This window comes from Algibacter sp. R77976, assembly GCF_044594645.1.
Lineage (GTDB): Bacteria > Bacteroidota > Bacteroidia > Flavobacteriales > Flavobacteriaceae > Algibacter_B.
In genome coordinates, this window is the sequence record NZ_CP138989.1 from 2,034,578 (window position 1) to 2,049,228 (window position 14,651).

At 33.2% G+C, this 14,651-nt stretch carries 13 protein-coding genes; 10 read left to right on the forward strand and 3 right to left on the reverse strand.

From position 1 onward, the window contains the following. The first annotated feature begins 355 nt into the window (after positions 1-355). Positions 356-742 carry a hypothetical protein gene (locus SJY43_RS09020; protein WP_396600415.1) on the forward strand — a complete coding sequence of 129 codons (387 nt, stop codon included), beginning with the start codon at positions 356-358 and terminating at the stop codon, positions 740-742. Between the two features lie 50 nt (positions 743-792). Next, entirely contained in the window at positions 793-3,807 is a 3,015-nt protein-coding gene (locus SJY43_RS09025; protein ID WP_396600416.1) for a ThuA domain-containing protein, read from the forward strand. Positions 3,808-3,878: 71 nt separating this feature from the next. Here the strand turns inward: SJY43_RS09025 and SJY43_RS09030 are convergent, their stop codons facing one another. Further along, the gene (locus SJY43_RS09030; protein WP_396600417.1) at positions 3,879-4,946 is read right to left on the reverse strand and encodes a branched-chain amino acid aminotransferase; all 1,068 of its coding nucleotides are present in this window, start codon (positions 4,944-4,946) and stop codon (positions 3,879-3,881) included. 94 nt (positions 4,947-5,040) lie between these two features. Here SJY43_RS09030 and SJY43_RS09035 point away from each other — a divergent pair, with 94 nt between their 5' ends. The 3 genes from SJY43_RS09035 to SJY43_RS09045 all read left to right on the forward strand — a co-directional run bounded on the left by SJY43_RS09035 (position 5,041) and on the right by SJY43_RS09045 (position 7,517). Further along, positions 5,041-5,544 carry a DUF4920 domain-containing protein gene (locus SJY43_RS09035; RefSeq protein WP_396600418.1) on the forward strand — a complete coding sequence of 168 codons (504 nt, stop codon included), beginning with the start codon at positions 5,041-5,043 and terminating at the stop codon, positions 5,542-5,544. A 171-nt stretch (positions 5,545-5,715) separates the two neighbouring features. Next, the gene (gene mnmD, locus SJY43_RS09040) at positions 5,716-6,402 is read left to right on the forward strand and encodes a tRNA (5-methylaminomethyl-2-thiouridine)(34)-methyltransferase MnmD (protein ID WP_396600419.1); all 687 of its coding nucleotides are present in this window, start codon (positions 5,716-5,718) and stop codon (positions 6,400-6,402) included. A gap of 212 nt (positions 6,403-6,614) precedes the next feature. Beyond that, positions 6,615-7,517, forward strand: a complete 903-nt coding sequence (locus tag SJY43_RS09045; protein WP_396600420.1) for a TIGR01777 family oxidoreductase — start codon at positions 6,615-6,617, stop codon at positions 7,515-7,517. Between the two features lie 164 nt (positions 7,518-7,681). Here the strand turns inward: SJY43_RS09045 and SJY43_RS09050 are convergent, their stop codons facing one another. After that, complete coding sequence (locus tag SJY43_RS09050) at positions 7,682-8,275, reverse strand: hypothetical protein (protein ID WP_396600421.1); 594 nt, start codon at positions 8,273-8,275, stop codon at positions 7,682-7,684. Between the two features lie 168 nt (positions 8,276-8,443). Continuing rightward, on the reverse strand, positions 8,444-9,100 hold the full coding sequence (locus tag SJY43_RS09055) for a YceI family protein (protein ID WP_396600422.1): 657 nt from the start codon (positions 9,098-9,100) through the stop codon (positions 8,444-8,446). Positions 9,101-9,247: 147 nt separating this feature from the next. Between SJY43_RS09055 and SJY43_RS09060 the strand changes: the two genes are divergently transcribed. From SJY43_RS09060 to SJY43_RS09080, 5 genes are all read left to right on the forward strand, one after another. Further along, a complete protein-coding gene (locus tag SJY43_RS09060) occupies positions 9,248-9,787 on the forward strand; it encodes a nucleotide exchange factor GrpE (protein WP_396600423.1) in 540 nt (179 codons plus the stop codon). A 9-nt stretch (positions 9,788-9,796) separates the two neighbouring features. Beyond that, positions 9,797-10,924 carry a molecular chaperone DnaJ gene (dnaJ, locus tag SJY43_RS09065; RefSeq protein WP_396600424.1) on the forward strand — a complete coding sequence of 376 codons (1,128 nt, stop codon included), beginning with the start codon at positions 9,797-9,799 and terminating at the stop codon, positions 10,922-10,924. 581 nt (positions 10,925-11,505) lie between these two features. Continuing rightward, complete coding sequence (locus tag SJY43_RS09070; protein WP_396600425.1) at positions 11,506-12,432, forward strand: ABC transporter ATP-binding protein; 927 nt, start codon at positions 11,506-11,508, stop codon at positions 12,430-12,432. A gap of 2 nt (positions 12,433-12,434) precedes the next feature. Next, on the forward strand, positions 12,435-13,748 hold the full coding sequence (locus SJY43_RS09075) for an ABC transporter permease (protein WP_396600426.1): 1,314 nt from the start codon (positions 12,435-12,437) through the stop codon (positions 13,746-13,748). Between the two features lies 1 nt (position 13,749). After that, positions 13,750-14,631 (forward strand): mechanosensitive ion channel family protein, encoded by an 882-nt coding sequence (locus SJY43_RS09080; protein ID WP_396600427.1) that lies wholly within the window; start codon positions 13,750-13,752, stop codon positions 14,629-14,631. Positions 14,632-14,651: the final 20 nt, after the last annotated feature.

The following is a 14,651-nucleotide window of genomic DNA, read 5'->3' on the forward strand; positions in this document are numbered from 1 at the left end:
AAGGTTGCGTTAAAATTGGATATTTATTTATAAATATTTTTTGGTTAATTTATTTCGTTGATAATGAGTTGTCTAGGGCGAGTAGTTAGTTTCTACTTAAAGAAAAAACTTAATAGCCGAAATAAATAATATAAAAGAAATAAAGGCAATTAAAACCCAAACACTACCAGCATAAAATTTTTTGTGGAGTTTAAAATCTTTTCGGTAGGTGTATGCAATTATTATAGCAAAGACTACGAAGAATATAATTCCGAAAATGATTTGACCTTTACTAAACATATGGTTACTTTTATGCAAATTTAATAAAAATAGGATGAGATTTCCGCTTTTACGGAAATGAAAAAACAAAATAAAAATGAAAAATAAAATTGAAGCTGTAAAAGCATTTCATACCGCATTTAAAATTGGACATAGAGAAACCCCTAAAGCAGACTTAGGTTTAGCTAAAAACATGTTGCGTTATAAATTAATGCGAGAAGAAAATGAAGAGTATCTTGATGCAGCAAATAATAACGATCTAGTTGAGGTTGCAGATGCACTTGGCGATATGCTTTATATTTTATGTGGAACCATTATAGAACATGGTATGCAACACAAAATTGAAGAGGTATTTGAAGAAATACAACGCAGTAATATGAGTAAATTAGGAGAAGATGGACAACCCATTTACCGTGAAGATGGTAAAGTGCTAAAAGGGCCAAATTATTTTAAACCAAACATTCAAGCTATATTAGATAAATAATTTTTGCTTTTGTTATAAGTTGAAATACATGAATTATTAATATTTTATAGATGAAAAAAAATGTTCTTGTTTTAATTATTGTATTTGGTTTTATTCTTGCTAGTTGCAGTAATAAAAGAGAAGGTGTTGCTAAAGTATTAGTGTTTTCAAAAACCTTAGGTTATAAACATAAGTCAATTCCAACGGCAATAGCGGCCGTTAAAAAATTGGGTTTGGAAAATGGTTTTGAGGTCGATACAACAAAAAACGCCGACTTATTTACCGATGAAAATTTAGAAAAATATAGTGCCGTAGTCTTTTTAAGTACTACAGGTAATGTATTAGATAATAAACAAGAAGCAGCTTTCGAGCGTTATATTCAAGCGGGTGGTGGTTATGTTGGTATTCATTCTGCCACCGATACAGAGTATGATTGGGGATGGTATAACAAATTAGCTGGTGCACAGTTTTTAAGCCATCCAAGGGGTACACCAGAAGCCGATTTTATTGTTATAGATAAAGACTTTGTAGCCAATAAGCATTTAAAAGATTCGGTATGGCATAGAACAGATGAGCTTTATAATTACAGAAAATTAAACCCAGATGTAAATGTTATATTAACGCTAGACGAATCTTCATATAAAGGTGGAGAAAATGGGGATTATCATCCTATTGCGTGGTATCATGATTATGATGGAGGTAGAGCATTTTATACAGGCGGTGGTCATACTCATGAAAGTTTTGCCGAGCCAGATTTTTTAAAACATATTTTAGGAGGTATTCAATATGCGATAGGAGAAAATGAAAATTTAGATTATAGTAAAGCGACTACTCAAATGCCGCCAGATGGTGATCGGTTTTCAAAAGTAACTTTAATTAAAGGTGACTTTTTTGAACCTACAGAAATGGCTGTTTTACCTAATAACGATGTGCTTGTTGCAGAGCGTAGAGGTAAAATTAGACTATATAAAGAAGCGACAAAAGAATTAAAGGACGTTGCCATATTAGATGTTTATGATAAAACGTTAAACACACCAAATGTAAATGCAGAAGAAGGACTTATGGGCTTGCAAAAAGACCCAAATTTCGCAATTAATAATTGGATATATGTGTATTACAGTCCAACAGGTGAGGCGTGGATTAACCGATTATCTCGATTTAAGTTTAAGGATGATGTATTCGATTTAGATTCAGAGCAAGTTATTCTTGACGTGAATTCAACCCGGGAAATTTGCTGCCACACAGGTGGGTCTATTGCATTTGATGCTGATGGTTTGTTATACCTTTCTACTGGTGATAACACAACACCTTTCAATGAGAAAAATGTGGAATATGTTAGTAGCGGTTTTGCGCCGTTAAATGATATCCCAGGGCATGAGCAGTATGATGCAAGACGTTCATCTGGAAACACCAATGATTTAAGAGGTAAAATTTTAAGAATTAGAGTTAATGAAGATGGCAGTTATGATATTCCAGAAGATAATTTATTTGCCGTAGGAACAGAAAAAACTAGAGCAGAAATTTATACCATGGGACATCGTAACCCGTATCGTATTTCTGTCGACCCCAAAAAAGGCTATTTATATTGGGGTGAAATTGGTCCAGATGCTAGAAAAGATGAATTTAAAACTCGTGGTCCAAGAGGCTATGATGAGTTAGGACAAGCGCAAAAAGCTGGAAATTTTGGGTGGCCATTATTTGTTGCCGATAACAAACCTTATGTCGACTATGATTATAAAACTGGTGAAAGCGGAATAACCTTCGATGCTAGTAAACCTATAAACGATTCCAAAAATAACACAGGACTTACAATATTACCAGAAGCAATGCCAGCTTTTGTATACTATCCTTATGCCAAGTCTAGCGATTTTCCGCAAGTAGGTACGGGTGGCCGAAGTGCTATGGCTGGACCAACGTATTATTCAGATTTGTTTTCAAATGGAGGTGGGTTACCTAAGTATTATGATGGAAAAGTAATTGTATATGATTGGATGCGTGGCTGGATGATGGCTATAACGAATTTTCAGGATGGTTCTTTCAATAAAATGGAACCTTTTGCTCCCGATGTAGAAATTAATTCTGCTATCGATATGGAGCTTAGTCCAGATGGGAGACTGTATATTTTAGAATATGGCAGCGGATGGTATAGTGATAATTTAGACTCGTCTTTAGGATATATTTCTTATAACGCAGGTAACAGGTCTCCTGTAATAGAACGTGTTATGGTTAATAAAAACTCTGGCGCAGTTCCGTTGGCTATTACTGCGAAAGTCCAAGCTTTCGATCGGGATGGTGATAACATAGTTTATGTCTGGAATTTAGGAAATGGAGAAACCAAAGAAACTTCAGAGCCAGAACTAGAATATACGTATACAAATGTTGGTGAATATAATATTTCTTTAGATGTTAAAGATGATAAAGGCGGTATTACAAACACCAATTTATCATCAATAGTTACGGGTAATTCAAAACCTATAGTAACTATTAGTTTATTAGATGGAAATAGATCAACGTTTACTTCAGGAAAACCAGTTAAATATAAAGTAACTGTAACCGATCCAGATGGAAATACAGATATTAATCCAAAAAACATTTTCGTTTCTGTAGATTATTTAGAAGGTATGGACGAGGCTAATGTGGCGCTTGGGCATCAAGAAGCTTCTGTCGAAATAACTGGTAAAGCCTTAACTCAATCTATGGATTGTAAAGCATGCCATAAAGAAAAAGAAGCTTCTATTGGTCCAAATTATTTAGCTGTTGCTGAAAAGTATAAGAAAACGAAAAAAATCATTCCATATTTGCAAAATAAAATTGTGACAGGCGGCGGCGGCGTATGGGGCGAAGTGATGATGCCTGCACACCCAAGTATCTCAAAAGATGAAACGAGACAAATAGCAACATATATTATGTCTTTAGCTAAAAATAATAGCGATAAAAAATCATTACCTCAAGAAGGTCGTATTGTTCCAAGTGCTTCAAAAGATGAGAATGTACTTGTGCTAAAGGCGAGTTATACAGACAATGGTTTAAATGGCGTAAGACCATTAATAGGCGCTACATCGGTAAGACTTAAAAGAGAGAAGTAATCGTTTGTAAAAACTTAATTGAACAAAAAAACCTCTAAAATTAATATTTTAGAGGCTTTTACTTCTTATTTCTATTTAACCTTATAACGCCATCCAAAAGGGTCTTCGGTTTTATTAGTTTGTATATCTGTAATACGCTTTTTTAAGAAACTAGCATACGTATCATCAAGTTTAGGTAATTCGTAATCAGCATCTTTATAACCAAATCCAGCAATTGGAGAAATTACTGCAGCTGTTCCAGCTCCAAACATCTCTTTTAAAGATCCGTTTTTAGCAGCTTCAACCACTTCAGAAACCGTAATTTTTCTAACTTCTACATTAATACCTTCCGTTTTAGCGAGTTCAATAATACTTTTACGAGTAATCCCGTCAAGAATTCTATCACTTGTAGGTCCTGTAATTAAAGTATCATTAATACGAACAAAAATATTCATCGCACCAGCCTCTTCAATATATTCATGTGTATTATCATCTGTCCAAATTACCTGTTGGTAACCTTTTTCTATAGCCAATTGCGTTGGGTAAAACTGTCCAGCATAATTACCACCAGCCTTAGCAAAACCAACACCTCCATTAGCAGAGCGTGAATATTTTTCTTCAATTAAAACTCGAACTTCGCCAGCAAAATAAGCTCCAGACGGCGCGGTGCAAATAATAAATTTATATTCATCGGCAGGCGATGCATGGAAACCATTACCAGAAGCAAATACAAATGGTCTTATGTATAGAGAACTTCCATCTTTTTTAGGAATCCAATCTTTGTCAACTTCTAAAAGTGCCTTTAAACCATCCATAAAATAGTTTTCAGGAAGTTCAGGAATCGCTAATCGTTTAGCCGAAATGTTCAAACGCTTGAAATTTTCTAAGGGACGAAATAACCAGACCTTCTCATCAACATCTTTATACGCTTTCATCCCTTCAAAAATGGATTGCCCGTAATGAAAAATTTTAGCCGACGGATCTAAAACAATAGGTTGGTAAGGCACAACCTTTGGTGCTTGCCATTTACCATCTTTGTAATTGCATTCCAACATGTGGTCAGAAAAAACACTTCCAAATTTTAAATTGTTAAAATCTACGTCGTTAATCTTAGAGGTTTTAGCCTTTAAAATCTCTATGTCGTTGATTATTGTATTCATACTTCTAGTTATTTGTAAATACAAATTTAAAGAAAATCGTTTTTAAAAAAGCGCTATATTTACATAAATAGTATAAAATTGAAATATTTACATTATGAAGTCAATTACCTTAGTGATTATATGTTTATTAACGTTAAATTCTTGTAAAAATAAAAGTCAAGAAGTTGAAGAAAACCCAGTAAAAATCGAAAAAATAGAATACGCCACATTTGGTAAACACATTATAGCTAACGATGCTGTTAAAGCAAGCTCTATGGCGGCACATTATAAAACCATGAATTCGGGCGATAGTATAGACTCAAAAATAATAGCAGAAGTTAAAAGTGTATGTCAAGCCAAAGGCTGTTGGATGCGTTTAAATTTAGACAACGAGAACGAGGTTATGGTAAAATTTAAAGACTACGGTTTTTTCGTGCCTAAAGATATTACGGGTAAAAACGTTGTTATAAACGGAAAGGCTTTTGTAGAAGAAGTATCAGTTGATGAGCAACGTCATTATGCCGAAGATGCAGGGAAGTCTGCCGAAGAAATTGCAAGCATAACCAAACCAAAACGCACGTATTCTTTCTTGGCAGATGGTGTATTAGTAGCGCAATAAAACAATTTCAAAATTTTGGGCGTTACCACAAGGGTCGGGCTTTCACTACTCGCTTCCTCCTTCGTCGGCGAGCTCAAACATGCCGTTCAATCCCTAACGCGAGCAAGTTTGTAAAAGTTAGTAGTTTAATTTGCAACCAATAGTCTATTTGCCATTCAAAAAAAATAAAACATGAAGCGTGAAATCATAATCACCGGCGATGGCTCAACAACCATTCAAATACCAGAATGGAACGAGCAATACCATTCAAAACATGGTGCTATTCAAGAGGCCTATCATGTATTTATAAAACATGGGTTGCAGCATTTTTGTCAATCAGAACAAAGTGAAGAATCTCAAACACCTATATCCATACTAGAAATAGGCTTCGGTACAGGACTAAACACATTTATCACCTTAATTGAAGCCCAAAAGTTAAAGCTAAACATCAATTACAATGGCGTGGAAGCCTATCCAATCTCTAAAGATGAACTAAAGGCATTGAATTATACAGAAACCTTAAAAGCAGAAAATAGCGAATCAAGTTTTCAAAAACTTCATGACACACCATGGGAAGAAAAACATCAAATTAGCGTTGGGTTTACACTAGTAAAACAACAACAGTTGTTTTCAGAAATAAAAGATATAGAGGCGCATAATATCATTTATTTTGATGCTTTTGGAGCCAGAGTACAACCCGAATTATGGACAGAAGCTATTTTTGAAATCATGTACAAAGCCTTAAAACCACAAGGTGTATTGGTAACCTATTCTGCAAAAGGAAGTGTGCGCAGAGCCATGCAAGCCGTTGGTTTTATTGTAGAAAGGCTTCCAGGGCCTCCAGGAAAACGTGAGATGTTACGCGGAACAAAGAAATAGGCTGTATTCAGTTGTTAGTCTCAGTCACAGGCGGCAGCACATGTTACATAAATTAAAACTCCCATTTTTTCTTTGCACTACTGCCTGCTGGCTGGTAGGTTTGCGCGATTTTTTAATTTTTGCCATTCAACTTCATCACTTTATTCTGTTAAACCTAACATAAATCATTAGCATTCAAAACTCATATTTCGTAATTTTATATAAAAAAGAAAATGCGAGTTTTAATAACAGGAGCAACAGGGTTAGTTGGTCAAGAAATAGTTAAACATTGTCATGAAAAAGACATAAAAGTCAACTATTTAACCACCAGTAAGTCTAAACTTGTTCAAGACGAAAATTATAAAGGGTTTTATTGGAATCCTAGAGAAAAAGAAATCGATACAGAATGTTTTTCAGGTGTAGATGCTATAATTCATTTAGCAGGAGCAACCATTTCAAAACGGTGGACTTCTAGCTACAAAAAACAAATATTCTCTAGCAGAACAGAAAGCACAGCTTTATTAATAGATGCTTTAAAAGGAATAAACCATAACGTTAAACAAATAGTTTCTGCAAGTGCTATTGGCATATATCCAGATTCTTTAACTAATTATTACGATCAATCTCATAATGAAGTAAGCGATTCTTTTTTAGGGCAAGTCGTTTCGGTTTGGGAGCAAGCAGTAAATGAGTTTTCAAAACTTAATATAACTGTTTCAAAAATCAGAATTGGTTTGGTGTTATCAAATAAAGGAGGCGCATTGGTAGAAATTGTTAAACCCATAAAATTTGGTTTAGGTGCAGCTTTTGGTTCTGGGAAACAATGGCAATCATGGATTCATATTCACGATTTAGCCAATATGTTTTTATACGTATTAGAGCAGAAGTTGGCGGGCATTTATAATGGTGTAGCTGCAAATCCAGTTTCTAATACCGAGTTAACAAAAACAGCAGCAAACGTGTTAGAAAAACCTTTGTTTATGCCCAATATACCTAAGTTTTTTATGAAACTTGTTTTAGGCGAAATGCATATTTTATTATTTGAAAGCCAAAGAGTTTGCTCAAAAAAAATAGTGCAGAAAGGTTTCGTTTTTAAGTATAATTATTTGGAGCCCGCTTTAGTAGATTTATTGTGATTATTGGAGGTGTTCGTTTAGTGTGATTGTTTATGATTTCGTTGGGTGTTTCAGCAACTAATTTAGCAAACTTTTACGAACCCGTGAAAATTCCGCAGGAATTGTCGCAAGTAGGGAAGAACAAAGCAATAAATTATAGACGGCTTAAGTTTTTTTGTAACACGTTATTTTATCCATTCAATATTTTTTAAATAATCTTTATAAATGCAATAGTCTCTATCGAATTTTCTCTTAAAAGATTTTATTGTTAGTATAAATAACCTTTTACTCAAATCATTAACTAAATAGAATTCTAATTTTCTAGTTTTTCTATTTATTCGTAAATCTATCCAGTTTGTTAAGTTGTTATTGATTTTAATTGTACCAAATTCCCTAAAACTTTTATTATTGGAATATTTCTTTAAAGATTTATCGAAATAATCATCTGATTTTTCCGAAACTATTGAACCTATTTTTATTTCTATAATAGGACTATCGTTTTGCTCAGTATTATCACTAAATTCGTATACTATAAATTCATTTTTTTTATAGATTTTCGAATCAAAGGTTTTTGGTATTAGTATTGAGAATTGATTGACAGAGTCTATAAAAGTCTGATACGGCATTTTGCCAGAAATGCTACAATAATTCCAATTTGGAGCTTTGTTTTCTTTAAGAGTTTTTTTATTTTTTGTCCATTGATCTTCATTATTTTGAGCACATAACACAGAAAATGTAAATAAGAACAAAGTCGTAAATAATAATTTTAAATTACCCATAATTCAATTATCCAGTGTGTTGCAGCGTAAAGATAAAGTTCCATTTCAATGAACTTTATCGCTTGTAAACGAATTTAGTGGAAATTTTTTACAAATTTAAGCCTTGGTTAAACAAAAAAACCACCCTAATTTCTCAGAGTGGTTTCCAATAAAAATAAGTTTTATCAATTAAGACTTCGCAGCAGCCTTAATCGTTACTTTTAATTCCATATCATCATTAATAAATTTATCACCTAAATTATCAAAAATAGATTTAGAACCATATTGTACGTTCCATTTTGTTCTATCAATAGCAAAAGTTTCGCTAGTTAGTGTAATACCGCTATTATCATTAGTAACAGTCACAGGAAATGTAACATTGTTTTTAGCTTCTTTAAGCGATAAGTTTCCAGATAGCATCATTTTACCTTCAACTTCTTCTAAACCAGTAATTGTAAAACCTGCACTTGGGTATTTTTCAACATCAAAAAAGTCAGCATTTTTTAAGTGTCCAACAAGTTTGGCATTTCCTTTATCATCTGCAGGAATATCTGTAACCACAATAGAATTCATATCAATAATAAAAGAACCGCCAACAATTTTCCCGCCAGCAACATCTAGCACACCACGCTCAATAGCAATGGTTCCGTTATGAGATCCAGTTGGCTTATAACCTTTCCATTCAATAGTTGAAGCATCGTTATTAACCACATATACTTCAGAATTTAAAGTTTCTTCTACCGCCTCAGCAGCAGTTGTTGTAGCTTCTTTTGCTTTGTCTTTACAGCTTGTAACAGATATAGCCACGGCTGTAATAAATAAAATAGTAGCAAATTTCTTTTTCATTTTAAATTGTTTTAGTGTTTATCCTGTAAAATTACGCATTCACACTCAAAAAAAAAATTAAAATATTTTAATGACATTATGACATTTTTATAATATTGGCAGTACTTTTGCCAACTTGAAATTAGGATTGAAAAAATTGAATTTACCATGAGTAAAAAAGATATAGAAAACGAGCAAGTAGAATCTACTCAAGAGGAAACTGTTGAAACTGAAGAGCAGGTTGTAGAGGAGCTAACAAATGAAGAGAAACTTGAAGCAGAAGTAAAGCAAGAAAAAGATAAATTTTTACGCTTATTTGCTGAGTTTGAAAATTATAAAAGACGAACTGCTAAAGAGCGTATTGAATTATTTTCGACTGCTAGTGAAGATGTTATGAAAACATTATTGCCTGTTTTAGATGATTTTGAGCGTGCCTTGACGCATATTGAAGACGATAAAGAAGCGGAAGAGCTACGTAAAGGGGTTTTATTAATTTATCAGAAATTAATAAAAACGTTAGAGCAAAAAGGCTTAAAGCTAATGGAAGTGAATAAAGGCGATGTTTTTAATGCCGATAACCATGAAGCAATTACGCAAATACCAGCTCCTACTGATGATATGAAAGGGAAAATTATAGACATTGTTGAGAAAGGATACCTTTTAGGAGAAAAAGTAATTCGTTTTCCAAAAGTAGTTATAGGGCAATAAAATTATAAGATGGCTAAAAGAGATTATTACGAAATATTAGGAGTAAATAAGGGCGCAAGTGCTGCAGAAATTAAAAAAGCTTACAGAAAAAAAGCTATTGAGTTTCACCCAGATAAGAACCCAGATGATAAAACTGCAGAAGCTAAATTTAAAGAAGCTGCAGAAGCTTATGAAATATTAAGCGACGACAACAAGAAAGCACGTTACGATCAATACGGACATCAAGCCTTTGAAAATGGCGGCGGTGGCGGCTTTGGCGGCGGCGGCATGAATATGGACGACATATTTAGTCAGTTTGGTGATATTTTTGGCGGCGGCGGCTTTGGCGGTGGTGGTTTCTCTGGTTTTGGCGGTGGCGGTGGCCAACGTCGTGTAAAGGGTAGTAACCTGCGTATTCGCGTTAAATTAACTCTTGAAGAAATTGCTACAGGAGTTGAAAAGAAAGTGAAAGTAAAACGTAAAGTGCAAGCACCAGGTACAACGTATAAAACATGTTCTACATGTGGAGGTTCTGGTCAAGTAACACGTATTGCAAATACTATTTTAGGTAGAATGCAAACGTCTGCACCTTGTAACGTATGTGGTGGGGCAGGACAAATTATAGATAAAAAACCTAGTGATGCAGATGCGCAAGGCTTAAAAGTAGCAGAAGAAACCGTTTCTATTAAAATACCTGCTGGTGTTGTTGATGGCATGCAACTTAAGGTTTCTAGTAAGGGTAATGAAGCTCCAGGAAATGGCATTTCTGGAGATTTAATTGTTGTTATTGAAGAAGAAGTACACGATAAATTACAACGCGAAGGCGATAATTTACATTACGATTTATATGTAAGTTTTCCAGATGCGGTTTTAGGAACATCGAAAGAAATTGATACCGTTACTGGCAAAGTGCGTATTAAGGTTGAAGCCGGTGTGCAGTCGGGTAAAATTTTACGCTTACGCGGAAAAGGAATACCAAGTATAAACGGTTATGGTAAGGGCGACTTATTAGTACACGTTAATGTGTGGACGCCTAAGACTTTAAATAAACAACAAAAAGAATTTTTTGAATCGATGCAAGAGAATGAGCATTTCTCTCCAAAGCCTGAAAGTTCTGATAAATCTTTCTTTGAAAAGGTAAAAGATATGTTTTCATAATAAAAACTGAATTTTCGGTTATTTATGATACTTATTGATATAAAAAAATCCACTTTTAAAGTGGATTTTTTGGTTTTTATAAATGAAGAAATTTAAGAGTTTTGCTATTAGTATTGAAAAAAAAACTATATTTGAATATCACTAATTTATTTTAGTGATAATTTTTCTTTTTCATAGCAATTTTTTTCCCATCCTTAATTTTATTGAGGGTGGGTTTTGTTTTTTTAGTGAGACTTCGTTTTTGGAAGTCTGCAGGACACACCTAAAATTGTAAGTGGTAACGCATTCCGAATTTATTTGGGAATCTCTTTTATATTTTAGTAAACTATGACTGTAATAAATTAACTTGGTGTTTTGTAAGGCATTTATTTTGGCGGATTTACTCGCGTTAGGGATTGTAGTGAATAGCCCACAGCCTGACGAAGGAAGTGCGAGGACTTGCAACGGAAAGCCCGACCCTTTATGGGGAACGCTAAAATAATTTAATAAAAAAAACTTAGGTTAATAATAACTTAAAGCATTAAGTATCTCGCCTAAACATTTAATATATTTACCTTTTACTAGTCAATTAAAAATTAAGTATGAATAACTTACTTGAAGTTAATAATGTTTCTAAATATTTTGGAGATTTTAAAGCTTTAAATGATGTGTCGATTTCTATTCCTAGAGGTAGTATTTTTGGATTGTTAGGGCCAAATGGCGCGGGAAAAACAACGCTTATACGTGTTGTTAATCAAATAACGATGCCAGATGCTGGTACCGTAGTTTTAGATGGAGAATCACTTTCTCAAAGACATATTATGGATATTGGTTACTTGCCCGAAGAGCGTGGTTTGTATAAATCGATGAAAGTTGGTGAGCAAGCCATATATTTAGCGCAGTTAAAAGGTTTAAGTAAGGCTGAGGCTAAGAAGCGATTAAAATACTGGTTTGAGCGATTAGAAATAGGGGATTGGTGGAATAAAAAAATTCAAGAGCTTTCTAAAGGGATGGCGCAAAAAATACAATTTGTGGTTACGGTACTTCATGAGCCTAAACTCTTAATTTTTGATGAGCCATTTTCTGGTTTCGACCCTATAAATGCAAATTTAATTAAAGACGAGATTTTAAGATTACGTGAAAATGGCGCCACGGTTATATTTTCTACACATAGAATGGAATCGGTTGAAGAATTGTGCGATGATATTGCTTTAATTCATAAATCGAATAAAATACTTGACGGAAAGTTAGTTGATGTAAAACGCCAATATAAAATCAATACGTACGAGGTTGGTATTCGATCTAATAATCAACTAGAATTGGAAAAACAATTGTCTGAAAAGTTTAACGTTTCAAAAGCTAATTTTAAAACTTTGGAAGATGAACTTAAGTTAAATATTAAACTGCATGAAGGTGAAAAACCTAATGATTTATTAAGTTATTTAACTCAAAAAGGTGAAGTTTCTCATTTTGTAGAACTCATACCAAGTGTAAACGATATTTTTATTCAAGCCGTTAATAATAGCTAAGCATGAACCATTTACCACTTATTATAAAGCGAGAATATATAACTAAGGTTAAAAACAAGTCGTTTATTATCATGACGTTTTTAAGTCCTTTAATAATTATATCATTTATTGCTGTTGTTGCATATTTAACACAATTAAATAGCGATAAAACGCGTGTAGTATCTATTTTAGATGAATCGGGATTGGTAAAAGGGATTTTTGAGGATTCTGAAAATACAACCTATCATTATCTTGAAGGGATGTTGCTTGAGGATGCTAAAATGCTAGTTCAGGAAAGCGAAGGATACGGGTTGTTATATGTTGCTGATGTTGCTGATGGACACTTAAAATCTAAAGATTTAACCTTCTATTCTGAAGAATCGCCATCACTAACTTTAATGACAACTATTGAAAGTAAAATTCAATCTGAATTAACACTACAAAATAGAATACATGAAGGTATTGATGTAGATAAATTAAAAGCTACAATAGTAACTATAGACATTAATCAAGAAAGTTTTAAAGGTGAAAAAACATCAAAAATAGATAGCGTTGTTAAACTCATTTTTGGTGGAGCAGCTGGGTATTTACTGTTCATGTTTATTATTATATATGGAAACATGATTATGCGAAGTGTTATTGAAGAAAAAACCAGTAGAATTATAGAGGTTATTATTTCTTCGGTAAAACCAGTACAATTAATGCTTGGTAAAATTATAGGAACATCATTAGCAGGAATAACTCAATTTGTAATTTGGATTATATTAGGTGGTGTTTTAATGACTGTAGCGTCGTTCATTCTTGGTATAGATATGGCGCAAATGCAAACGCCACAGCAACAATTGATAAATCAAGCTATGGAGAATCCAGAAATAAATATGGAGATTCAAAGTATTGTAACAGCATTTTTTAATTTACCATTAGCCAATTTAATTATTGCTTTTATTTTGTTTTTTATTGGTGGTTACTTGCTATATAGCTCGTTTTACGCAGCAATAGGAGCTGCTGTAGATAATGAAACCGATACCCAACAATTTATGTTGCCAATACTAATACCGCTTATTTTGGCCGTTTATATTGGTATATTTACGGTAATAGAAGACCCTCATGGAACTATTTCGACAATATTTTCGTTTATACCATTAACATCGCCTGTGGTTATGTTAATGCGAATTCCATTTGGTGTTCCAATTTGGCAACAAGTATTATCTTTACTCATATTAGTAGGCACTTTTATGCTTACCGTTTGGTTAGCAGCAAAAATATACCGAGTTGGTATTTTAATGTATGGCAAAAAGCCGAGTTACAAAGAAATAATTAAATGGATAAAGTATTAAAATGATGCAGACTTTAGAAAAAATTGAAGAAGCTATTACAGAAAGTTCTTTATGGGATGGTCTTTCTAATTTTCTAAATCGGCATTACGATTTTAGTAAAGACATAAGTATTTCTGTAAAAGATGTACTGGTTATTATTACAGTTATTTTTTTAACAACCGTATTGCTAAGATTTGCTTTAAAGTTAATAACAAGAAAATTACCAGATAATGATAAAAGTAAGTTTAATGTTATTTACGGGTACTTTAGATGGTTAATTTATATCATCATTCTATTAATTACTTTACATAATTTAGGGGTTAATGTAACAGCTGTGTTTGCAGCCTCTGCAGCCTTAATGATAGGTATTGGTTTGGCACTTCAAACCTTATTTCAAGATATCATTTCTGGAGTATTTATTCTTATTGACCAAACGGTTCATGTAGGAGATATTATTGAATTAGAAGGAAAGGTTGGTAAAGTTGAAGAAATTAAATTAAGAACCACAAGAGCAACTACAATTGATAATAAAGTACTTGTTATACCTAATCATTTATACCTAACAAATAGCCTTTATAACTGGACACAAAATGGTACTTCAACTAGAGAAAGTGTTCAGGTTGGTGTGGCTTACGGAAGCGATGTAAATTTGGTAAAAAAATTACTATTGGAAGCCGCTAAAAGCCAAAAGGATGTTATGAAATATCCAGAACCAACGGTTCTATTTACAGACTTTGGTGATAGTTCTTTAGATTTTAGAGTCGCTTTTACCATTAATGATAGTTTTAATGCGCGTATACCTAAAAGTGACATACGTTTTGAAATTGATAGATTATTTAGAGAAAATAACATAACCATACCATTTCCGCAAAGAGATGTGCATATCTTTAACCAACCTCAGTAAATACAAAACATCAGCAATAT